General features: G+C 66.0%; 18 protein-coding genes and 2 pseudogenes. 5 read left to right on the forward strand and 15 right to left on the reverse strand.

The window, feature by feature from the left end; all coding sequences use genetic code 11:
- Positions 1-92: 92 nt before the first annotated feature.
- A pseudogene (locus J2X36_RS19090) lies at positions 93-506 on the forward strand (FAD-dependent oxidoreductase); the annotation flags it as partial.
- A 38-nt stretch (positions 507-544) separates the two neighbouring features.
- Here the strand turns inward: J2X36_RS19090 and J2X36_RS19095 are convergent.
- Complete coding sequence (locus J2X36_RS19095; RefSeq protein ID WP_310352705.1) at positions 545-1,393, reverse strand: SEC-C domain-containing protein; 849 nt, start codon at positions 1,391-1,393, stop codon at positions 545-547.
- 126 nt (positions 1,394-1,519) lie between these two features.
- Between J2X36_RS19095 and J2X36_RS19100 the strand changes: the two genes are divergently transcribed.
- Positions 1,520-2,236 carry a dihydrofolate reductase family protein gene (locus J2X36_RS19100; protein ID WP_310352707.1) on the forward strand — a complete coding sequence of 239 codons (717 nt, stop codon included), beginning with the start codon at positions 1,520-1,522 and terminating at the stop codon, positions 2,234-2,236.
- Here the strand turns inward: J2X36_RS19100 and J2X36_RS26905 are convergent.
- The 7 genes and pseudogenes from J2X36_RS26905 to J2X36_RS19130 all read right to left on the reverse strand — a co-directional run.
- Positions 2,164-2,505, reverse strand: a pseudogene (locus J2X36_RS26905) (Mov34/MPN/PAD-1 family protein); the annotation flags it as partial. The gene J2X36_RS19100 and the pseudogene J2X36_RS26905 overlap by 73 nt on opposite strands.
- A complete protein-coding gene (locus tag J2X36_RS19105) occupies positions 2,502-4,211 on the reverse strand; it encodes a ThiF family adenylyltransferase (RefSeq protein ID WP_310352708.1) in 1,710 nt (569 codons plus the stop codon). The gene J2X36_RS19105 and the pseudogene J2X36_RS26905, both read right to left, overlap by 4 nt.
- On the reverse strand, positions 4,208-5,236 hold the full coding sequence (locus J2X36_RS19110) for a cyclic GMP-AMP synthase DncV-like nucleotidyltransferase (protein WP_310352711.1): 1,029 nt from the start codon (positions 5,234-5,236) through the stop codon (positions 4,208-4,210). The genes J2X36_RS19105 and J2X36_RS19110 overlap by 4 nt, the downstream gene beginning before the upstream one ends.
- The gene (locus J2X36_RS19115; protein ID WP_310352713.1) at positions 5,233-6,345 is read right to left on the reverse strand and encodes a patatin-like phospholipase family protein; all 1,113 of its coding nucleotides are present in this window, start codon (positions 6,343-6,345) and stop codon (positions 5,233-5,235) included. The genes J2X36_RS19110 and J2X36_RS19115 overlap by 4 nt, the downstream gene beginning before the upstream one ends.
- 78 nt (positions 6,346-6,423) lie before the next feature.
- Complete coding sequence (locus J2X36_RS19120) at positions 6,424-7,140, reverse strand: ImmA/IrrE family metallo-endopeptidase (RefSeq protein ID WP_310352715.1); 717 nt, start codon at positions 7,138-7,140, stop codon at positions 6,424-6,426.
- 2 nt (positions 7,141-7,142) lie between these two features.
- On the reverse strand, positions 7,143-7,457 hold the full coding sequence (locus tag J2X36_RS19125; RefSeq protein ID WP_310352718.1) for a helix-turn-helix transcriptional regulator: 315 nt from the start codon (positions 7,455-7,457) through the stop codon (positions 7,143-7,145).
- A 313-nt stretch (positions 7,458-7,770) separates the two neighbouring features.
- Positions 7,771-11,502, reverse strand: a complete 3,732-nt coding sequence (locus J2X36_RS19130; protein ID WP_310352719.1) for a vitamin B12-dependent ribonucleotide reductase — start codon at positions 11,500-11,502, stop codon at positions 7,771-7,773.
- 606 nt (positions 11,503-12,108) lie between these two features.
- On the opposite strand from J2X36_RS19130, the gene J2X36_RS19135 reads away from it, so the two are divergent.
- The gene (locus tag J2X36_RS19135) at positions 12,109-12,525 is read left to right on the forward strand and encodes an NADH:ubiquinone oxidoreductase subunit NDUFA12 (protein ID WP_132252179.1); all 417 of its coding nucleotides are present in this window, start codon (positions 12,109-12,111) and stop codon (positions 12,523-12,525) included.
- An 89-nt stretch (positions 12,526-12,614) separates the two neighbouring features.
- Entirely contained in the window at positions 12,615-13,283 is a 669-nt protein-coding gene (locus tag J2X36_RS19140; protein ID WP_132252177.1) for a DUF2155 domain-containing protein, read from the forward strand.
- A gap of 6 nt (positions 13,284-13,289) precedes the next feature.
- Here the strand turns inward: J2X36_RS19140 and J2X36_RS19145 are convergent, their stop codons facing one another.
- The 7 genes from J2X36_RS19145 to J2X36_RS19175 form a co-directional block, all read right to left on the reverse strand.
- Complete coding sequence (locus J2X36_RS19145) at positions 13,290-14,309, reverse strand: PAS domain-containing protein (protein ID WP_310352725.1); 1,020 nt, start codon at positions 14,307-14,309, stop codon at positions 13,290-13,292.
- A gap of 148 nt (positions 14,310-14,457) precedes the next feature.
- A complete protein-coding gene (gene aat, locus J2X36_RS19150) occupies positions 14,458-15,141 on the reverse strand; it encodes a leucyl/phenylalanyl-tRNA--protein transferase (protein WP_310352727.1) in 684 nt (227 codons plus the stop codon).
- A 100-nt stretch (positions 15,142-15,241) separates the two neighbouring features.
- Complete coding sequence (locus J2X36_RS19155) at positions 15,242-15,499, reverse strand: hypothetical protein (RefSeq protein WP_310352728.1); 258 nt, start codon at positions 15,497-15,499, stop codon at positions 15,242-15,244.
- 353 nt (positions 15,500-15,852) lie between these two features.
- On the reverse strand, positions 15,853-17,205 hold the full coding sequence (gene accC, locus J2X36_RS19160) for an acetyl-CoA carboxylase biotin carboxylase subunit (protein WP_132252169.1): 1,353 nt from the start codon (positions 17,203-17,205) through the stop codon (positions 15,853-15,855).
- 9 nt (positions 17,206-17,214) lie between these two features.
- Positions 17,215-17,697 carry an acetyl-CoA carboxylase biotin carboxyl carrier protein gene (gene accB, locus J2X36_RS19165; RefSeq protein ID WP_310352731.1) on the reverse strand — a complete coding sequence of 161 codons (483 nt, stop codon included), beginning with the start codon at positions 17,695-17,697 and terminating at the stop codon, positions 17,215-17,217.
- Between the two features lie 5 nt (positions 17,698-17,702).
- Entirely contained in the window at positions 17,703-18,167 is a 465-nt protein-coding gene (gene aroQ / locus J2X36_RS19170; RefSeq protein ID WP_310352734.1) for a type II 3-dehydroquinate dehydratase, read from the reverse strand.
- A gap of 105 nt (positions 18,168-18,272) precedes the next feature.
- Positions 18,273-19,049, reverse strand: a complete 777-nt coding sequence (locus J2X36_RS19175) for a DsbA family protein (protein WP_310352736.1) — start codon at positions 19,047-19,049, stop codon at positions 18,273-18,275.
- A gap of 463 nt (positions 19,050-19,512) precedes the next feature.
- On the opposite strand from J2X36_RS19175, the gene J2X36_RS19180 reads away from it, so the two are divergent.
- On the forward strand, positions 19,513-20,760 hold the full coding sequence (locus J2X36_RS19180) for an FCSD flavin-binding domain-containing protein (protein WP_310352739.1): 1,248 nt from the start codon (positions 19,513-19,515) through the stop codon (positions 20,758-20,760).
- Positions 20,761-20,788: the final 28 nt, after the last annotated feature.

A 20,788-nucleotide genomic window follows, 5' to 3' on the forward strand; every position in this document is an offset into this window, starting at 1 on the left:
CCGGCCGCTGAGCCCGCTAAGCCGGAGCCTCTGCTCGGGTCTCGCACCCTCTAACCCCGGCCTCAGACCCCGTTACTCGGACAGGCTCCTAGCCGGTCATTGAGGCATTCCTAGGCGGGGAAGGAGCCCGTCTAATCGAGGAGGAGGGCCCGGCCGCCGGCTGTGCCCACGTCTCGGCCGAATTGGCCGCCCTGTTCGGCAGCGACGTGGCGTCGGCCGTCCGTCCGATCGCGGCGACCTCATGGAGCCGGATGGCGTCCATCGGCGGCGCGTATAGCTGCGCCCTGCCAGGCCGGTCACAGGCGCGGACACGGCTGGCCCAGCCCTTCGAGGACCGGATCTTCTTCGCGGGCGAGGCGACGCACCCGCACGACTTTACGACGGCCCACGGGGCTCACGACAGCGGGCAAAGGGCTGCCGATGAAGCCATGGTGGCGCTTCGTAACAGGCACGACCTTAAACTGCGCGACCCCTTCGCCGCCGCGGGGGCGCGAGCGTCTCGGTAAGGACCTCGACCTCGGTAGCACAGCGCTTCGACTGGCGCCTAAACTAACGGCTTTGTGTTTTCCTCGAACCAAAGAAAAGTTCTAACTTCAAGAATGCATAGGATTAATATTAATGAGTTATCCTCTGTATCGTAATCGGTTCTTTCTCCGTGCAAAACGGTGTTCCTATTAAAAGGCTCGTCCTTCTGTCCTTCATACAGTCTAGAGATATAGCCATTGAATAGTTGTGCGCTGTCCTTTAAGGAAAAAAGTAATCTGTTATCCCAAATATCTCGCTTGATTGTCGGCTTGAAAGTGTCCTTGTACTCTAACGCTCCGACCTTTCTGAGAATGCCCTCTAGCTGAGCGAAGAGAGCTGGCGCAGACAGAGTATACTTGCCCGCAAAATGAGCCTCTACGGCATCCTTCAAGATCTTATCGCGACCAGAGAAGCTGTCAAACTTACTGCAAGCGTCATCCATGTATTTGGCAGCGTCATCTCTTGTAAGACGCTCCTTGCAAGTATCGATCAGGTGTTCTCTTGTTAGACTTCCATCGTCAAGTTTCTTATTGGCGTTTTCTAAGTCGCCCAATGTAAAAGTTGATCCGAAAAAGTAGAAATCATTGTCTGCGCAGAAGCGCTTAATGGGCGCCGATAGGCGAGTTGTAAGATTTAGAATATCGTCTTTGTAATTTATTTGAGCGGGAGTGCCAGGAGGATGCAAATCGAGATTGACCGTAACCAGTCTATCCCGATCGGCATCGAAGTGACAATACTTATATTTCTTTCCAGAATTGCACCAACAAGGATCATTGCGACCAGGTTTGGTCGTTGAGCGGGTCTGCGGTGAGCTCGGCGATGACATTCCCGTCGATACCACATCCACCTGAGCTGGTGCAAAATTCATGAGTTTTGTTGTTTGGACTGCGCAGCGGACTTCCGCCTCTACCCACAGGATTCGTTCAACCGGTCAGCTGCGCGGGTTAGGTCCCATGGCAGTCCTGATCTGGCCGCTCCGAAAGGAAGGCCACCCATGAATGCGGCCGGGCACGCCGTCGCGGTGCTCTCGGAGGCCGTGTTCGACGCCTACCTCGCCGGGCTGCGCGAGGTCTGCGTCTCCTACCTGTTCGCCGGCTCGGACGGCAATTACCTTGCCGAGGCCCTAGACGCGTTCGACGAGACCTTCGGCATCGAGACCATCCTAGTAGAGGGTGGCGCGGCCATTAAAGGAGCCATCCTCAAGGCCGGGCTCGTCGACCAAATCCGTGTACTCATCCATCCGGCCGTCGATGGACTGGCCGGCGTCCAGAGCATCTTCGACTACCATGACGAGGCGGATGAGCGATCAGGCGCGGGACAGGCGCTGCGACATCTCCAGGCCAAGGCTCTGACGGGCGGCATGGTCCGGCTCTACTATGGGTTCGAAGAAGCGGCTGTGCCGACGAAAAACTCGCAGGCTTGCGAGGCCAGCAACGCTTACGAAGTAGCGCTCGTCGACGTATACAGCTCCATGGTAATATTCTTCGGTTTCCCCGACGCCTTTCTGTTTAGCTTCGCCGCTTTAGCCTCTCCTGTACGTGTGTGGAGTGATAGCCAGAGCCCATCAGGAAATTCAGTCCGCCCGACAATACAGAGGAGAAAGCCCGGCAGATGGTGCTTCGACTCTCGCACGATGCCGGCGATTGTCACTAAATCTTTCGGCGAGGGCGTAGGATGGTCTTCTGGGTGGGTATGCCAGTCGCCGAGGTAATCAAGTCCACGGGCGTGGAAGGCGTGGATCTCCCGCTGCTCGGAGGCGCGGTTCGGCCAGAAGCCAAAGAGCGACCGACGGTCGCCCTTCCTCAGCCCCGTCGCCTCAAGAACCACCCATCTGCCGGAACGGATGGTACCAAATAGCTGTCCGCCAGCCTCCCGCTGGTAGCACCGCCTCTGTCTATGGGTATCAAAGGTTCGCAGAGCGTCGGCCGTGATACGCAGGCGTAGATCGCCCACGAGGTACGTCACGGCCTCCATTTTCATTCCCACCACGGTCCAGCAGCCATCTCTCCGAGGGACGCTGGCCTTCCCCGTGCGGCAGTCCAAGCATCGGTCCAAGAACCTTCCGCATCTTCGAGAGAGCCCGCATCGGTCAACCACGTGCGCCAAACGGTTTTGTCGCATCTGCCGCGAAGGAAATCCAAGGCAAGCCGGCTCGCAAGCGTCTCGGCGTAGCTAAGCTCAACAGCTCCAAAGGGCGAAGTCATTCCCCCGCACTCGGCTGGAGCGGGCTTCTGGCTCACCGACGCAGCCATGCGGGGATGGCCGGCTGGATCAAAGCCGGCCCGGAACGATCCACCGGGCATGATCAGCACGGCATGGGACGCCAGTGCGTGCGCCTCCATCCATGCGTAGAGCGCGACCGGTCCATCGGCTTGTTGCGAGAGATGATGATCGAGCGCGGAATTGGCTGCCCAATCGGCGGTACAAGAAACGACCAGATTAAGGCTCGCCAGCGCCGTTGGATTCGCTTCGAGTAGGGCCTGTACGCTTGTGTCGTAAGATGACGTTGAGCCGATGTCAGGGTTTTCCTGCGCTATGGCTTGGGCAAGGGCAGCCGCCTTTGCGCAATCGACATGGCCAGCCCCAAGTTGGTGCCGCCTGATGTTCTCCCAGCCAAGTGCTTCGGGGTCTACCATGACGAGATGTCCGACACCGGACTTTGCAAGAAGTCGTGCCACGCCTGATCCCAAGGCACCGCATCCGACGATAGCGACACGGGCCTGTGCAAGCCGGTCGCGCTCGACGTACGGCAGGCGCGTGTTCGCTGCGTCGAGTGCAACGCTCTTCAGGCGTGCCAGCGTGTACCGACCGCAAATGGTCTCGGCAGGTGCCTTCCCACGATCAAATCCTCGCTCCAGCTCCCGGCGGCTTAACGGGATACCTTTGAGGTCCAGCGGTCGAGCAAGGACAATGACGACTTCGTGCCGACGGCCCGACGGCGCCGCACCCATCAACACGAGGGGGAAGCTCTTAGGAGCCTGCAGGAGCAGCTCTCCAAGGACATCGACCCCATGCTCCGACCGCTGCTCAACGAGGCTCCAGAGTTCTGCACCCGTCGACGGGTAGCTCTCGGGATGAGGCAGGCTTGTTAACTCTATCGCCGCCGTTCGCCGAAGCTTGGTAAGATCGGTGCCGTAGCGATGCATCCACCAGCGGCGTGCCTCGGAACCCGACGCGAAGACATAGACGGCCTGGTCTGTGCTGAACCATGTTGCGTAGCTTGTGCCCCGTTCTTGGGGCAGGAGCAACCGGGCCTTCCGACTACTTGTTGCGTCTTGAGCCCAGTAGAGGCCGAAGTCCTCCTGGAAGTCGTCCTCTTCCGCGCCTGCCGAGATGTCGCGCAGAAGTTGCCGGGCTTCACCCAAGGCGGAGGCTATCGCCGTTACAGGATCCGAAGGCACCGCAGGGTTACGCAGGCACAGCTTCCCGTCATGCTCAACGTGCGGCAGCCGACCGGCAACGTTGCGCAGGTAGACGCTCGGTCGCGAAAAGGGGAAGGCTTGGTCAACGACGGTGACGAGTTCCCGTCCGAGCGTCCGGACCCGCCAGCCTGCCGAGGCTGTTTGAACTCGTAGGAGCGGGTCATCGGGCGCAATGCGGCCGATGTACCGTGGTCCCAAGTCCTGGAACCAGGCATCGACCGCATCGAGCGGGTGGGCGGCCACCAGCGGGAAGTGGATGGTCACGCGTAACCGTGCCCGCCGGACTTGATGACGGCCGGGCCGCTGGTCTTCTGGTCGAGGTCCTTCTCGTCCTCCGGGTCGGGCTGCATCGAGAAGTAGTCGGAGTAGAAGAAGTCGTCCCAGGCCTTCATCGCCTCCTCGTGGCTGCAGTCGGGGTCGTCGAGCACATCAAGGTGAGCGAGCTTGTCGGTCAGCTTCTTGCGGAGGAAGGCTGTCTTGGAATCGCCGGCCTCGACGATGCGCTCGTCCAGGGTCGGATGATCGACAGCACTGTTCCAGGCCAGGCGGTCGCGGATAGCGCGGAGGACATCCCGCAGCGCCTCGTCATCTCGTCCCACGCGCTCGACGAAATGGTCACTGACCAACCGCGACAGCGCGAAGCCGCTGGCGATCTTGCCTCTCCAGTGGGGACGGCTGCGAGCGAAAGCCTTGACCAGGCGCACGACCCTGACGAACTGACCACGGTCGCCGTTTGTCGAAGCGTCGCTGCAGAGGTCCTTGTTGCGTTGCTTGAACCACTTGGTGACGTTGAGGGCGTCGGAGGCCTTCCAAGTCGCGCCCGCGAGCTCGTAGGTCACGGTGACGGCACCGGTCCAGGCGTTCGTCGTCCGGATCCGCCGGTAAACCGGCACGTCCACGTGGTAGCCTGCACTGTAGTAGACCCGGACGCAATTCTTGCGCACCTCCGGCTTGTCCTTGAAGAGGTCGTCCTGAAGCGCGGCGCAGATCATGTTGCGTGCGTCTAGGGCCGACATGTCGCCGCCGCGCGCGCCCACCAGATCTTCTTTCTCGAAGTAAACGCCGTCATCGATGTCGAAGTCGCCATCGCCATCCTGGATCATGGTCCGCATGGCGTAGGAGCCCTGCGTCTGCGAGCCGAACGGGGCAGGCTTGTCGTCGCGCTCTAGGCCTTTGCGCAGCCGCTTCCGATTTGCTTTGGCCTTCGACAGGATATCGGCGCGGCCGTCGTCGTTCATCCGCACGCGCTCCTTGTGGAAGCCGCGGACCTGGTCGTTAGTGTCTCTCATCGTGTGCTCTCCCAGGTTATGCCGCCAGCCGGCATCGCCGGGAGGTCCAACATGAGGGTTTTGACCATCCGGCCTTCCTCGCTGCGGGGGTCGTCGCAGGAGCTCTTGGTGATGTCCGCGTCCGAGCAGGCCTGTTGGACCAGACGGTCCATGGCGCCCTTCCGCGCGTCGTCCAGCGCGAGGAACTTCAGCATCTCGGCGGGCACATCCTTCTTGGGGAACCGGAGTGTTCGCACAGGCCTGCCAAGGTCGGTGAGGACGTTCGAGAGAAGTCGCGCCATGTTGTCGTAGGCGAATTCCTGGGCAGAGATGCTGAGGGGAGCGACGTCCGCCCCGAGCTTCCATTCGAGCATGGAGCGATGGGTCTTCCGCCCTTCGATGTGCTCTCCCTCCGGCCTTGAGCAGGTCCCCAGCGAGAAGATCTCAATCGGCTGATCCCGGTCGGCCACCATCAGGGCGTCGACCAATCCGACGAGGATCGGGTTGTTCGCCCAGAGACCGCCGTCGGCGAAGACCTGCTTCTGTCCGTGAGTCGCCATGGGATCGCTGATCGCGGCGAGCGACCGGTAGATCGGGGCGGCGCTTGATGCGAGACAGACATCCACCAAGGGGTAGAGGTCGTCGCGGACACCACTCTTAGGCGTTTTCTTAAACACCCAGGCGCGGTGGGTCTTCATCAGCACGGTTGGAATCGAGAGCGAGATGCCGCGCCTCTCGTACACGTCGAGCATGGTGACGCTGCCGAGCACGTCACTGAGCGCCTCACGCAATGCACGGTCACCGGCTCTGACATAGAACCGGCCTCGCAAGGCACGGTAGATCGCACTTGCCGTGCCTTTAATCCGGTGCGGGAAGATGGCGGGTCCGTGCTGCTCGTAGAGCGCGACCACGTCACTGATCGGCTTACCCACCGCCAGCGCCGAGGCGACGATAGCTCCCGTGCTCGTTCCCGTGATGAGATCGAAGCCCTTGCCGAGGTCGAGCGCATCTACGCCTCGCGTGCGGGCGAAGTACGTCACCAACCGGTCGAGGAAGGCGGCTGTGTAGATACCCCGCATGCCACCGCCGTCGAGGCTAAGCACCCGGTATGGCCGCGGTTTCTCCTCCATCTGCCGTCTCACGCTCATCAGCTAATACGCTGATTAGCATAGTAATCGCCGGCGGGAAATCAAGGGGAGGCGATGGCGCTAACCGAACAAAGTCGAAGCGGGCGGCCGCACGGCGAGGTAGCCGAGTTTCAAGAGCCGGACTTTCGCTGCGTCCTGGGAGACCGCGAACCTGCTCACCACCTTGTCGATCAGAGCCGCTGCCAATGGGTCGGCAACGTGGAAGGGCGGGAGGGTGCCGGCGGCATCAATGTGCGGGCGAAGAAGGTCCCTTACGGCTGATCGCGGCATCAGGTACGCCCCCGAGGCGTACCCCGCCTGCCACTCCATCCAGTCCGCCGTCGGCGCTTCCAGGATCGTATCGCGCTTGCACACGATCTTCGCCTTGCCGGCATCGGCAAGGATGTCACCGGATGCGAAGTGGGCCTGGAACAGGCCGTCGTGCAGCCTGACGTGCCCGAGTTCGTGGGCTAGCGTGGTGCGGTACCGGTTGGCGCGTCGGTCGTTGGTGGAAAGGGCCTCTGTGATCTCCACGATCGGTGGCCTTCCGACCTCGATGCGCGTGACCCCTTCAACGTCTGCGCCATCCCCCGACAAGTCCGAGTAGACATCAAGATATGCGACGTGCTGCTCGACGAGAAGACAAAGGTCGTCGGTGCTGAGCGGGTACTCGACCTTCCCGCGGTGTTTCAGCAGGAAGGCGGCGGTCAGAGCCTCGCACTCCCGGTCGATCTCCAGCGGTTCGTAGTGGGGCCTCTTCCGGAAGCGCCTCGTTGCATCTGGCACCCACTGCACCATGCTCACCTCGTGCTCTTGCGGAAGGCATTGAAGAACCGAACGACCTCCTCGGGCTTTGCCCCAGCCGCCCGCACGTCCTGGGGAAGCGTGCCCGCGAGGTAGAAGAGGTACTCCGCCTGCAGGTCGAGGGCAGACGCGAACTGGTTGATGAGATGGTCGGAGGTCGGATTTCGGCGGTCACGCTCGATGTCGTTGAGGTACTGTGGCGAGATAGGCTTGCCGTCCTCTTCCCGTAAAATCCTTGTTGCTAAGACCTTTTGACTAATGCCCTTTTCCTTCCTCTTTTGAAGGATGAACGAGCCAAACGTCTCGGACATGGGACGCCCCTGCTAAGCTAATACGCGGATTAGCGTAGCACAAGTGAGGTTTGCTGTCCGGGCCGCACGTAGTCCCGCTCGCGTCTCGGTTAACGCCTCCTTCGACCGGATAGGTCGGAGCTTAAAAATTCGACCTCGTTTTGTTCCAGCTGCCACCCGGGCGGCCGTGCTGCCGGCCGCCCGGAACCGATCTGCGTGTCTTGCAAGCCAGCAGGAAGCCGCAACCAGACTTTCCTGTTGCCCACTACCAATCATGGGCTCTGCACGACCAAACTCACCGGTTCGCTACACAGGTCACATCAAGTCGGCATACTCAACTGCACCCGGTTGTACTTCCGCAGGTGTCGCACTTCAGGCAGGTCCCGTTGCGCACGAGCGTGAAGTTCGCGCATTCCGGGCAGGCCTCGCCGACATAACCCTTCATCTTCGCCTCGGCGCGACGGTCGGCGACGCTGCGCTCGGCCGTCTCGGGCTTTGAGAAGGGGAGGGCGTCCGCGATCGTCTCGGCCTTGCCCGCCTCCGCCGGTTCCACCTTCAGCGCGGTCGCGCCGCGCATCGCGTGGACCACGCCGCCCGCCGGCGCCGTCAGGCCGGACTGGCCGCCGCCGACTCCGAGGGTCGCGCCGGCCGGGCCGCCCTGGATCAGGGTGAGCCGGTCGGCCGAGCCGCGCAGCAGACCACGGGAGACGACCTGCGACACCGCGGGCTTGTCGTCCGGCCGGTCCTGGCCGACGCCGCCGCCGAGCACGGTGCTGCCGATCTCGGACGGGTCGACATGGGCGAGGTCCATCCGGGCGAGGTAGGAGATCGCGAGCTCGCGGAACACGTAGTCGAGGATCGAGGTCGCGTTCTTGATCGCGTCGTTGCCTTGCACGAAGCCCGCCGGCTCGAAGCGGGTGAAGGTGAAGGCCTCGACATACTCTTCCAGCGGCACGCCGTACTGCAGGCCGAGCGAGATCGCGATGGCGAAGTTGTTCATCAGGCTCCGGAAGGCGGCGCCCTCCTTGTGCATGTCGATGAAGATCTCGCCGAGGCGCCCGTCATCGTACTCGCCGGTGCGGAGATACACTTTGTGCCCGCCGACGACCGCCTTCTGGGTGTAGCCCTTGCGGCGATGGGGCAGCTTCTCGCGCGACCGGATGCGCTCGACGCGCTCGATCACCCGCTCGACGATCTTCTCCGCCACCTGCGCCGCCTTGGCGGCGGCCGGCGCCTGGATGATCGCTTCGAGCGCGTCCTCGGCCTCGTCGTCCTCGTCGGCGATGAGCGCGGCGTTCAGGGGTTGCGAGAGCTTCGATCCGTCGCGGTAGAGGGCGTTGGCCTTGAGCGCCAGCGTCCAGGAGAGCTTGTAGGCCTCCTTGCAATCCTCGACCGTGGCGTCGTTCGGCATGTTGATGGTCTTGGAGATCGCCCCCGAGATGAAGGGCTGCGCCGCCGCCATCATGCGGATGTGGCTCTCGACCGAGAGGTAGCGCTTGCCTATACGACCGCACGGATTGGCGCAGTCGAACACGGCGTAGTGCTCGCGGCGGAGGTGCGGCGCGCCCTCCAGGGTCATCGCCCCGCAGACATGGGTGTTGGCCACCTCGATGTCCTTCTTCGAATAGCCGAGGAAGGGCAGGAGCTCGAAGGCCGGATCGACGAGCCTGTCGGCCGGCACCTTGAGGACGACCTTCAGGAAATCGTCGCCGAGCGTCCAGCGGTTGAAGACGAACTTGATGTCGAAGGCCGATTTCAGGCCCGCCTCGACGGCCGCGATCTTCTCGTCCGTGAAGCCCTTGGCGCGCAGGCTACCCGGATTGATCGCCGGCGCCTGGCCCATCGATCCATGGCCGACCGCGTAGGCCTCGATCTCCGCGATCTCGGATTCCCGGTATCCGAGCGCCCGCAGCGCGTCCGGCACGGCGCGGTTGATGATCTTGAAGTAGCCGCCGCCGGCGAGCTTCTTGAACTTCACCAGCGCGAAATCGGGCTCGATGCCGGTCGTGTCGCAATCCATCACGAGGCCGATCGTGCCGGTCGGCGCGATCACCGTCGCCTGCGCGTTGCGGTAGCCGTGCTCCTCGCCGAGTTCGAGGGCGCGGTCCCACACCGCCTTGGCGCGCTCCGCGACGTCCGCCTGCGGCACGTTGGCGTGGTCGAGCGGCACGGGGTTAATGCTGAGGAACTCGTAGCCTTCGGCCTCGCCGTGCGCGGCGCGGCGGTGGTTGCGGATCACCCGCAGCATCGCGTCGGCATTCTCGGGATATTCCGAGAAGGTGCCGAGTTCCGCCGCCATCTCGGCGGAGGTGGCGTAGGCGGTGCCCGTCATGATCGCGCTGAGGGCACCGGCGAGCGCGCGCCCCGCCTCCGAATCGTAGGGCAGGCCCATCGTCATCAGCAGGCCGCCGATATTCGCGTAGCCGAGGCCGAGCGTCCGGTAGCGGTAGGACAGCTCGGCGATCTCGCGCGAGGGGAATTGCGCCATCATCACCGAGATCTCGAGCACCACCGTCCAGAGCCGGTTCAGGTGCTCGAAGGCGGCCACGTCGAAGTGCTTGGCCTCACGGTCGTACATCGTCAGCAGGTTCGCCGAGGCGAGGTTGCAGGCGGTGTCGTCGAGGAACATGTACTCGGAGCACGGGTTCGAGGCCCGGATCCGCCCGCCCGCCGGGCAGGTGTGCCAGTCGTTCATCGTGGTGTTGAAGTGCAGCCCCGGGTCGGCCGAGGCCCAGGCCGCCTCGCCGATCCGCTCCCAGAGGTCGCGGGCCTTCAGCGTCTTCGTCACCTTGCCGGTGGTGCGGGCGGTGAGGTTCCAGTCGCCATCCGATTCCACGGCGCGCAGGAAGTCATCGGTGAGCGAGACCGAGTTGTTGGAATTCTGGCCCGCGACCGTGAGATACGCCTCCGAATCCCAATCGGTGTCGTAGATCGGGAACTCGATCTTGGTGAAGCCCTGGCGGGCGAACTGCATCACGCGCTTGATGTAGGCGTCCGGCACCATCGCCCTGCGGGCGGCCTTCACCTCGCGCTTGAGGGCCGGGTTGCGCTCGGGATCGAAGCAAGCGTCGCCTTCCGCCTCGCACTGGGTGCAGGCCTTCATCACGGCCTGGAGGTGCTTCGAGACGACCTTGGAGCCGGTCACCAGGGCGGCGACCTTCTGCTCCTCCTTCACCTTCCAGTCGATGTAGGATTCGATGTCCGGGTGATCGATGTCGACGATCACCATCTTGGCGGCGCGTCGCGTGGTGCCGCCGGACTTGATGGCGCCCGCCGCGCGATCGCCGATGCGCAGGAAGCTCATCAGGCCGGAGGATTTGCCGCCGCCGCCGAGCTTCTCGTTCTCCCCGCGCAGCATCGAGAAGTTCGAGCCGGTGCCGGAGCCGTACTTGAACAGGCGCGCCTCGCGCACCCACAGGTCCATGATGCCGCCCTCGTTGACGAGGTCGTCCTGCACCGACTGGATGAAGCAGGCATGCGGCTGCGGGTGCTCGTAGGCGCTCGTGGAGCGCGTCAGCTCGCCCGTCTTCCAGTCGCAGTAATAGTGGCCCTGGCCCGGACCGTCGATGCCGTAGGCCCAGTGCAGGCCCGTGTTGAACCATTGCGGGGAGTTCGGCGCCACCATCTGGCGAGCCAGCATGAAGCGCAACTCGTCGAGGAAGGCGGAGGCATCCTCCTCGGAGGAGAAGTAGCCGCCCTTCCAGCCCCAGTAGGTCCAGCAGCCGGCGAGCCGGTCGAAGACCTGGGTCGCCGAAATCTCGGAGCCGGTGCGCTCCTCCTCGGGAAGCTCGGCGAGGGCCGCCTCGTCGGGAACGGAGCGCCAGAGGAAGCTCGGGACGTCGTTCTCCTCGACCTTCCTGAGCCGGGCCGGGACGCCGGCCTTGCGGAAGTACTTCTGAGCCAGAACGTCGGCGGCGACCTGGCTCCAGCTCTCGGGCACGCTGATGCCCTCCAGCCGGAACACGACCGATCCGTCGGGATTGCGGATCTCGCTCAGGGCCTTCCGGAAGGGAATCGCCGCGTAGGGTGACTGACCCGACGTGGTGTAGCGCCGCTCGAACCGCATGAAACACACCTCTCCCGACGAGACACGAGGTCTCGGCCCGCGACGCTGCGCGGGACGTATGCCCGATCAATGGGTGCCGACTCCGGCCGCATCGACGATGCGCTCCAGGCCGCTGAACATGACGATGACGCTTCCGAGAGGGCGCGAACCACGCGGCGGCCGCTCCCGAACCGTGACCCGAACATTAATGCCCGGGCGGCCATCACGTCAACAACTGGTGTTTGGCGGCTATGTTCCTCGCTAGATGTTGTGGTCGCGAACCAAAAGTTGTGGATATCCGGAGGCCGCCGCTAAGTCCGCTTTTGGCCTTCGGGATTCGCGACGGAATTTTTTTGCGTCCACAGGGCGGGAGAGCCCGATGGGCCTCGGGGCCCACCTCGGCGGCGCATCGGGGGACGGATAGCGGGGATAGCGTGCCTCAAATGCGACACCCGGAGGTTGGAGGCGACGGGCTGTGGGCGCGAGGAGCCGCGTGGATGCCGTCCCCCGCGCGGCCCTTCCGCACCGGCGCGACCCTCTGCGGGCTGGACTTGCGCTAACCCTCTCAGCATAAGGCGGACGACAGGCGCGGCCGGCCGCCACCGGCCGCGGGACGCGAGGACGCCGATGGCTCTCAAGGACACGCTGCTGCGGATCTTCACGTGGTGGAACGGGCAGACCATGTCGCTCGCCTTCTACACGGCCCGCAGCGGCCAGTTCGTCGGCACCGACGAATTGGGCAACACCTACTACCGGGCCCAGGGACCGCTGATCGACGCCTCGGTCGGCTCCGAGCGGCGCTGGGTCGTTTATAACGGCTACGCGGACGCTTCGCGCGTGCCTCCGGGCTGGCGCGCCTGGCTCTGCCACAACGGCGACGTGCCCCCGAGCGAGGACGGCTACCGCCCGCGCGAGTGGCAGAAGCCCTACGAGGAGAACCTCACGGGGACGGCGGCGGCCTACCGGCCGAAGGGCTCGCAGCTCTCCTGGGGGCAGCGCCCCGCCGCGACCGGCGACTACGTGCCCTGGACGCCGGGCGACTGAGCCGGACCGCCCTTTTTCCACCACCGTTCGGGTATTGATGGCCGGACGCGCCCGCCGCCGGCGCGCCGTCCATTCGAGAGGGGCGAGCCTTGAGCCGCATCACCGCACGTCTCGCGCGCGCCGCGCTCGGCCGAACCGTCCTCGCCACGCTGGCCCTCGGGATCTGCGCGCTCCCGGCCTCCGCCGACAAGATCAAGAACCCGACCGCAGTCTTCTCCGGCCTCGACAAGATCACCGGCCGCATCGTTTCCTTCGAGGTGGCGGTGGACGAGACGGTGCAGTTCGGCGCCCTGCAGCTCACGCCGCGGGTCTGCTACACGCGGCCGCCGACCGAGAGCGCCAAGACCACCGGATTCCTCGAGGTCGACGAGGTCACCCTCGACAATAAGTACCGCCGCATCTTCACGGGCTGGATGTTCGCGGCGAGCCCCGGCCTGCACGCGATCGAGCATCCGATCTACGATGTCTGGCTCGTCGATTGTAAGGGCGGGACCGACCTGATCGCCGAGGCGAAGGAGCAGGAGGACGTGCCCGCGCTCGCCTCGAAGCCCGAGAAGCCGAAGCGCAACCGCGACAAGGATCCGACCCGCACCGCCCAGCAGGTGAACTCGGCCGGCCAGGTCGACGTCGAGGCGCCGCGCGGCGTGCCGGTGCAGCCGCGCCAGAAGCCCTCGCGCAAGTTCTTCCCGTCGAACGAGGGGCCTGCCGCGGCGCCGCAGCAGCAGCCCCAATCGCTGTTCGACGCGCTGTTCCGCTAGAGGCGCTCACACCCGCGCGGTCGCGATCGACCCATCGTCGAGGAAGACGAAGCGGATTCCGCCCCGCCGAAGCGCCGCGATGGCGAGGTGGCGGGTCTGGGCGAGGATGCCGGGCGCGTCCTCCTCGATCCGGCGGATCGTGTGGAAGGAGACGCCGCTCGCCCGGGCGAGATCGGCCATCGACCAGTCGAGGAGCGCGCGAGCCGCCCGGATATGGGCGCCGCACACGGCCTGCTCCAATCCCTCCAGCGCCGAATCCGAGGCCCGGAAAGCGTTCGTGTCGACCGGCACGGTGATGCTGCTCCACTCCTTGATGAGGCCGAGGTCGCTCCGAACCGGCACCGTCACGACCCGGAATCGGGCGGAGCCGCCGCCCGCCAGCGGCGCGAGCGGGCTCGACGAGTGGGCGAGGCCCGCCCCGCGGGCCTCCAGGCTCAGCCCGCGCCAGTGCTCCCGCTCCTCCCGGCAGATCGTGACGAAGGCGTCCTCGGCGATGTCCGCCGCCGTCAGGCCCGTGAGCGCGAAGAGCTCCTTCGGGAAATGGAACACGCCGTCGACGCTGAGCGTGAACTGGAACGAGCCGGTCTGCTCGAAAAGCGCCCAGCGACGCTGCCGCTCCGCGGCCTGCGCCCGCGCCAGCCGGTCGGGGTTCGTGATGTCGAGGACGAGGCCGCTGGCCGAGCGCGGGCGACCGTCCGGCGAGAACAGCACCTCGCCGCGGCAGGACAGGGTGCGCGATCCGCCGTCGGGCCGCTGAACGCGAACCGTATGGTCCGTCAGGCAGCCGAGATGCATCACCTCGACGACGCTCTCCAGCATCGACCGGTCTTCCGGATGAACGAGGCTGCGGAACAGGTCGTAGCTCGGCCTGACGAGGCTCGGTTCCATGCCGAGGATCCGGTAGAGGCCGGGCGACCAAGTCTGCTCGTTCGTCGCGAAGGTCCAGGTCCAGGTGCCGGTCAGCCCGAGGCTCTCGATGAGCCGCAGGTATTCCTCGGGCGAGAAGGCGAGGTCGGCGGCATTCATCGCGGGCGCGCGCTCGCGCGGGGAAGGTGCGTCACGGTGCGCGGTCCGTTTCGTCGTCGACGAAGGATAGCGCTCTATATCCGGAGCGCGGTGGACGGCTCAATAATTACTTAGAGTTGTAATTCGGCGCCCAGCTCCGGGCCGTCCATCAGGTGTTGCGGGCGAGTCCGAGGGCGGCGAGGGCGTCGGCCCCGTTGACGCTGCCGTTACTCGGCCAGACATCCCAGTTCGCGCGGGCCGCGAGCGCCTCGCCGAGCAGGCGCTTGTAGACATGGCGCGGCAATTCGTGCGCCCCGAACTGTGCGAGATGGTCGGTGACGAACTGGGTGTCGGCGAGGCGGTAGCCTCCGCGGCGCAGGCGCGCCATCAGGTGGACAAGCGCGACCTTCGAGGCGTCGCGCACCTCGTGGAACATGCTCTCGCCGAAGAAGGCGGCCCCGAGGGAGACCCCGTAGAGCCCGCCCACGAGCCGACGGGGGCTGCCAGCATAGACCTCGATCGTGTGCGCGTAGCCCTGGTCGAACAGGGCGCCGTAGAGGTCGCGGATGCGCCGGTTGATCCAGGTCCGCTCGCTGTCCCGCCGGGGCGCGGCGCAACCCGCGATGATGCCGTCGAAATCCGAATCGCTGCGGACCTCGAACAGGTCGGATCGGACGGTGCGCGCGAGGCGGCGCGAGACCCGGAAGCCGTCCAGCGGAAGCACGCCGCGTGCGCGCGGCTCGACCCAGTAGAGGGTCGGGTCGCTCGCGTCCTCCGCCATCGGGAAAATGCCCGCCGCGTAAGCCTTGAGCAGGATCTCGGGAGTGATCTCCACACGGGCGCCGTCGTGCATGGGGTTGAGTCTGGCGCGGCGGCGCGCGGAAGACCAGAGGCTTGTGGTGACGAAAACGGCGGAGCCGAAGCTCCGCCGCGCTTTTCCCCGACCCGGGTGATCAGAAGATCGGGCCGCCCGAGGTCGTGCCGAGATTCGGGACGCGACGGTTCGTCTGCTCGGCGTTGCCGCCCTTGGCGGAATCCTCGAAGATCGCCTGCCGGTTTGGCGCCGTGTTCACGACGTTGCCGACGAGGCGCCCGTCGTAGGCGTAGGGGACGAACTCACCCTGCGGAACGGCAGGGCCGGTGAGAACTTGGGCGGACGCGGTGCCGGCGGTGAGCGTGGCGGCGAGGAGGGCGAGGGCGAGGGTGCGCATGGCTGTCGTCTCAATACGAGGAATGGGCGAGGGGTTTGCCGGTCCGGGGCGTCGGTTGAGGCTTGCTCACCACCGTCCCGACCTGGTTGCGGGATGAAGCGTCCTGCGGCGCTCGCGTTCCGGCCCTCGCTGAGCCGACGAAAGGTCGCGGATCTCGGGGTTGCGCGGAGACAGGCGCACTCCCATGGCGTGACACCTCGCAGACGAAATCCTCGCCTGATCACAACTGTGAGAAGATTTATCCGATCGGATTGCGACTACCGGTTTGTGCAATGCGGTGTCGCGTCGGCTTCCGACTGGTGCGCCGCCACACAGGTCGACGCAGCAGACATGGGCGGCGCCGGAAGTGAGCTTCAGCCGTCGAAGCCGCCCTGGGCCAGGAAGCCCTCGAGCCAGTGGATGTCGTAGAGGCCGTTTTGCACGTCCGCGTTGCGGACCAGCGTGCGGAACAAGGGCAGGGTGGTGTCCACGCCGTCGACCACGAACTCGTCAAGGGCGCGGCGAAGCCGCATCAGGCACTCGTTGCGGGTGCGGCCGTGGACGATCAGCTTGCCGATCAGCGAATCGTAGTTGGGCGGAATCCGGTAGCCCTGGAACGCGGCCGAATCCACGCGCACGCCGAGGCCGCCCGGCGGATGGTAGTAGGTGATGAGGCCGGGGGAGGGGCGGAAGGTCGCCGGGTGCTCGGCGTTGATCCGGCACTCGATGGCGTGGCCCTCGACGCGGATGTCGCCCTGCGCCACGGAGAGGGCGCTTCCGGCCGCCACGCGGATCTGCTCGATCACGAGGTCGATCCCGGTGATCATCTCGGTCACCGGATGCTCGACCTGAATCCGCGTGTTCATCTCGATGAAGTAGAAGCGGCCCTCCTCGTAGAGGAACTCGATCGTGCCGGCGCCGAGATAGCCGAGCTCCTGCATGGCCTTGGCGCAGATGCTCCCGATCTCGGCGCGCATCGCGTCGTTGAGGGCGGGCGAACCGCCTTCCTCCCAGACCTTCTGATGGCGACGCTGCAGGGAGCAGTCACGCTCGGCCAGGTGCACGGCCCCGCCGTGCCCGTCGCCGAGCACCTGCACCTCGATGTGGCGCGGCTTCTCCAGGTACTTCTCGAGGTAGACCGCATCGTCGCCGAAGGCGGCCTTGGCCTCGGAGCGCGCCATCCCGATGGCCTGCTCCAAGTCCGCTTCCGTCCGCGCCACCTTCATGCCGCGGCCGCCGCCGCCGGAGGCGGCCTTGACGAGAACGGGATAGCCGATCTCGGCGGCGACGCGCTTGGCCTCGTCCGCGTCCTCGATTCCGCCCTCGGAGCCCGGCACGCAAGGGATGCCGAGGCGCTTGGCCGTGCGCTTCGCCTCGATCTTGTCGCCCATCACCCGGATGTGGTCGGCCTTCGGCCCGATGAAGCCGATATTGTGGTGGGCGAGCACGTCGGCGAAGCGGGCATTCTCCGAGAGGAAGCCGTAGCCCGGATGCACCGCATCCGCGCCCGTGATCTCGCAGGCCGCGATGATCGAGGGGATGTTGAGGTAGCTCTCGCGGGCCGAGGGCGGACCGATGCAGACGCTCTCGTCGGCGAGGCGCACGTGCATGGCGTCGGCATCGGCGGTTGAATGCACCGCCACGGTCGCGATCCCGAGTTCCTTGGCGGCCCGCAGGATGCGCAGCGCGATCTCGCCGCGATTGGCGATCAGGATCTTGTCGAACATGGATCGCGCCTACTCGATCACCAGAAGGGGCTCGCCGAACTCCACCGGCTGCCCGTCCTCGATGAAGATGGCGGTGACCGTGCCGGCCCGGGGCGCGACGATCTCGTTGAAGGTCTTCATGGCCTCCACGAGGAGGAGCTTCTCGCCGGCGGCGACCTGCGAGCCGACCTCGACGAAGACCTTGGCCTCGGGCGACGCACGACGATAGGCGGTGCCGACCATCGGCGAGAGGATCGCGCCCGGATGGCTCGCCCCCGCCTTGCCCTTGTCGGCAGCAGGACCCGGCGCCGAGACCGCGGGCGCGCTCACCGCCGCCATCGGAAGAGGAGCGGCGACCGGCGCCGCGACCTGCACGCTCACCGGTTCCAGGCGGCGCACCACGCGGATGCGCAGGTCGCCCTTCTCCACCTCGATCTCGGTCAGCCCCGTCTCGGTGACGAGGTTGGCGAGTTCGCGCACGAGTTCGGGATCGATGGAATCTTGCTTGGGCATCGGCTCTAGTCTTCGGAAGCGGGAGTCGGGATGCGGCCGGCCATCAGCGCGGCCAGCGCGTCGAGGCCGAGGCGGTAGCTCATCGGGCCGAAGCCGCAGATCACGCCCGCGCAGACGGGTGCGATCATCGAGACGTGGCGAAAGCTCTCGCGGGCGTGCACGTTGGAGAGGTGGATCTCGACGGCGAGCACGCCGCTGCCGCTGATCGCGTCGCGGAGGGCCACGGAGGTGTGCGTGTAGGCGGCGGCGTTGATCAGGACGCCGGCGCCTGCGAGCCCCGCTTCCTGCACGAAGCCGACGAGTTCGCCCTCGTGATTGGTTTGCCGGACGGTGAGCGCGACGCCGAGAGCCTCGGCCCGCGCCGTCAGGTCCCGCTCGATGTCCGCGAGCGTCGCGGTGCCGTAGATGCCGGGCTCTCGGCGGCCCAGCAGATTCAAGTTCGGCCCGTTCAGGACGTGGATCGAGATCATGGACGAGATCCGGGGGCCGCGCGGGCTGGCGCGAGGTCGGCCGCTCTTAGACGATGGGCCTCGCCCGCGACAAGGGCCGCCCGCCCGCTCACGGCGCGGCCGCCGTCAGCAACTCGCGTGGCCGCATTGCCGGACATCGCTGATCGTCTTGCGGATCGGGTCCGCTCCCACGGCACCCGGGATGATCTCGTCGCCGATGATGAAGGCCGGCGTTCCGGAGAGGCCGAGCTTGTCGCCGAGGCCCCGGTTCTCGCTCAACGCCGCTTTCACCTCCGGACCCTGCGCGTCTTTCTGGAGCTTCGCCGTGTCGAGGCCCATGTCCTTTGCGACCTGCAGGGCGCGGGCTCCGTTCACGCGGCCCTTCGACTCGAGCAGCTTCTGGTGGAACTCGAACAGCTTCTCGCCCTTGATCTGCTGCTTCGCGGCCACCGCCATCTGGCTGGCCTCAAGCGATTCAGCGCCGAGGACGGGGAAATCCTTGATGACGACCCGCAGCTTCGGATCGCTCTTGATCAGCGCCTGCACGTCGCCGAGCGCCTTGCGGCAATAGCCGCAATTGTAGTCGAAGAACTCGACCAGCGTGACGTCGCCGTTCGGGTTGCCGGCGACGACGTCGTGCGGTCCGTTCAGGAGAGCCTCGCGGGATTCCTTGAGGGCGGCCGCCTGCGCCAGACGCTGCGTCTCGAGCTGCCGCTTCTCGCCCTCCGCGATCGCCTCCTGCAGCACGTCCGGATTCTTGACGAGGTAATCCTTGATGATCGCCTCGATGGCGCTGCGCTGCGCGTCCGTGAAGGGCGAGGTCTCCGCCGTCTGCGCGGCAGCGGGCAGCGCGCCGAGGGCGAGAGTCAGAGCGAGGGCGGAGATCGAGGGAAGGCGGAGCATGAAACCTCGCGGGTCGGCACGGGCCGGCCGATGCCGGGCAGCAACGGGTCGGTAGCCACGGGGTTAGGCGTTTTCACGGCGGTCGGTCAATTCGCGACCGGCGGCGGCTTGCCCCGTGATGATGGTGCGCCTACCAAGTAGTAGGTCGGAGGAGGGGCGTGCCGCTGTCAGTTCGGTCGAGATCCGCGCGCGTCGTGCTTCTCTGTCTGGTCGGCGCGCCCGCCGTCGCCGACGATGTCCCACCACCGGGCGCCTCGTCCTGTGCCGTATGCCATGCCGCATGCGGGCCCGTCCCGGCGGCTCCGCCCTGCCTCCGCAACTGGACGCCGGACCAGATCGCCGAAGCGCTCGACGCCTATCGCACCGGGAGGAGGACCGGCACGGTGATGCCTTATCTCGCCAAGGGGTTTTCCCGGGAGGAGATCCGGGCGCTCGCCGAGCATCTCGGGCAAGCCGCTCCGCGATGACTGCGACGCGCCGCACCGTACTGGGCGGCCTCTCCGCTCTCGCCACGGCCCCCGCGCTCGGCGGGGCCCGGCCGGATGTCGTGGTCGTCGGCGGCGGCTTCGGAGGTGCCACGGCCGCGCGTGCGCTGTGCCGGCTCGGTCTCGGCGTCACCCTCGTCGAGCCGGCGCGGACCTATCATGCCTGTCCCTTGAGCAATGCTGTTCTCGTGGGGCTGCGCCCGATGGCGTCACAGGTCTTCGGCTACGGCGCCCTCGCCGCGGCCGGGATCCGGGTCGTGCACGACCGTGCGGTCGCGATCGACGGCTCGGCGCGCCGGGTTCGTCTCGCGGGCGGCGGCAGCCTCGCCTACGACCGCCTCATCGTTTCCCCCGGCATCGAGATCCGCCTCGACGCGATTCCCGGCTACGACGCGAGCGCGAGCGAGATGATGCCGCATGCCTGGAAAGCCGGCCCGCAGACGGAGACCCTCGCCCGCCGCCTCGCAGCGATGGAGGATGGCGGTCTCGTCGTGCTCACGGTGCCGGACAACCCCTACCGTTGCCCGCCCGGGCCCTACGAGCGGGCCAGCCTGATCGCGGATTACCTCAAGGCCCGCAAGCCGCGCTCGAAGCTGATCCTGCTCGACGCCAAGGACGTGTTCTCGAAGCAGCCGCTCTTCGAGGAGGCGTGGGCGACACGCTACCCGCAGCATCTCGAGTACGTGCCGAGGGCGCAGGGCGGCCGCCTCGCCGAGGTCGATGCCTCCGCCATGACCTTGCGCGCCGAGGCGGGCACGTTCCGACCCTCGGTAGCTTCCGTGATCCCGCCCCAGCGGGCGCCGGAGATCTGCCGCGCTGCGGGCCTTACCGATGCCCACGGCTGGTGCCCCGTCGATCCCGTGAGCTTCGAATCGCTGCGCGTTTCCGGGGTGCACGTGATCGGCGATGCGGCGATGGCGGGGGCAATGCCGAAATCGGCCTTCTCGGCGAACGATCAGGCCAAGGTCTGTGCCCAGGCGGTCGCCGACCTCCTCCGGGGACGGGCGCCAGCGCCGCCCAAACTGGTCAACGTCTGCTACAGCCTCGTCGCCCCGGGCCGCGCAGTCTCGATCGCGGGCGTCTACGGGATCGAGTGGGACACCCTCGTCGCGATTCCCGAGGCGGCCGGGATCTCTCCCGTCGGCGCGCCGGAGAATCTGCGCGCCCAGGAGGCGGCCCACTGCGAGGCGTGGTTCGAGGCCGTCACTGCGGAGATGTTCGGCTGAGCGCGATGCGTGCCATGTTGAGGCCTCG

It is taken from the genome of Methylobacterium sp. BE186 (genome assembly GCF_031457035.1).
Classification (GTDB): domain Bacteria; phylum Pseudomonadota; class Alphaproteobacteria; order Rhizobiales; family Beijerinckiaceae; genus Methylobacterium; species Methylobacterium segetis.

Coding starts and splice junctions, on each gene's coding strand:
- J2X36_RS19115 (WP_310352713.1), bottom strand. CDS start 6,345: ATGGAGGAGAAACCGCGGCCATACCGGGTGCTTAGCCTCGACGGCGGT.
- J2X36_RS19095 (WP_310352705.1), bottom strand. CDS start 1,393: ATGAATTTTGCACCAGCTCAGGTGGATGTGGTATCGACGGGAATGTCA.
- J2X36_RS19135 (WP_132252179.1), top strand. CDS start 12,109: ATGGCTCTCAAGGACACGCTGCTGCGGATCTTCACGTGGTGGAACGGG.
- J2X36_RS19145 (WP_310352725.1), bottom strand. CDS start 14,309: ATGAATGCCGCCGACCTCGCCTTCTCGCCCGAGGAATACCTGCGGCTC.
- J2X36_RS19125 (WP_310352718.1), bottom strand. CDS start 7,457: ATGTCCGAGACGTTTGGCTCGTTCATCCTTCAAAAGAGGAAGGAAAAG.
- J2X36_RS19110 (WP_310352711.1), bottom strand. CDS start 5,236: ATGAGAGACACTAACGACCAGGTCCGCGGCTTCCACAAGGAGCGCGTG.
- accC (WP_132252169.1), bottom strand. CDS start 17,205: ATGTTCGACAAGATCCTGATCGCCAATCGCGGCGAGATCGCGCTGCGC.
- aroQ (WP_310352734.1), bottom strand. CDS start 18,167: ATGATCTCGATCCACGTCCTGAACGGGCCGAACTTGAATCTGCTGGGC.
- aat (WP_310352727.1), bottom strand. CDS start 15,141: ATGCACGACGGCGCCCGTGTGGAGATCACTCCCGAGATCCTGCTCAAG.
- J2X36_RS19155 (WP_310352728.1), bottom strand. CDS start 15,499: ATGCGCACCCTCGCCCTCGCCCTCCTCGCCGCCACGCTCACCGCCGGC.
- J2X36_RS19120 (WP_310352715.1), bottom strand. CDS start 7,140: ATGGTGCAGTGGGTGCCAGATGCAACGAGGCGCTTCCGGAAGAGGCCC.
- J2X36_RS19130 (WP_310352719.1), bottom strand. CDS start 11,502: ATGCGGTTCGAGCGGCGCTACACCACGTCGGGTCAGTCACCCTACGCG.
- accB (WP_310352731.1), bottom strand. CDS start 17,697: ATGCCCAAGCAAGATTCCATCGATCCCGAACTCGTGCGCGAACTCGCC.
- J2X36_RS19100 (WP_310352707.1), top strand. CDS start 1,520: ATGAATGCGGCCGGGCACGCCGTCGCGGTGCTCTCGGAGGCCGTGTTC.
- J2X36_RS19175 (WP_310352736.1), bottom strand. CDS start 19,049: ATGCTCCGCCTTCCCTCGATCTCCGCCCTCGCTCTGACTCTCGCCCTC.
- J2X36_RS19180 (WP_310352739.1), top strand. CDS start 19,513: ATGACTGCGACGCGCCGCACCGTACTGGGCGGCCTCTCCGCTCTCGCC.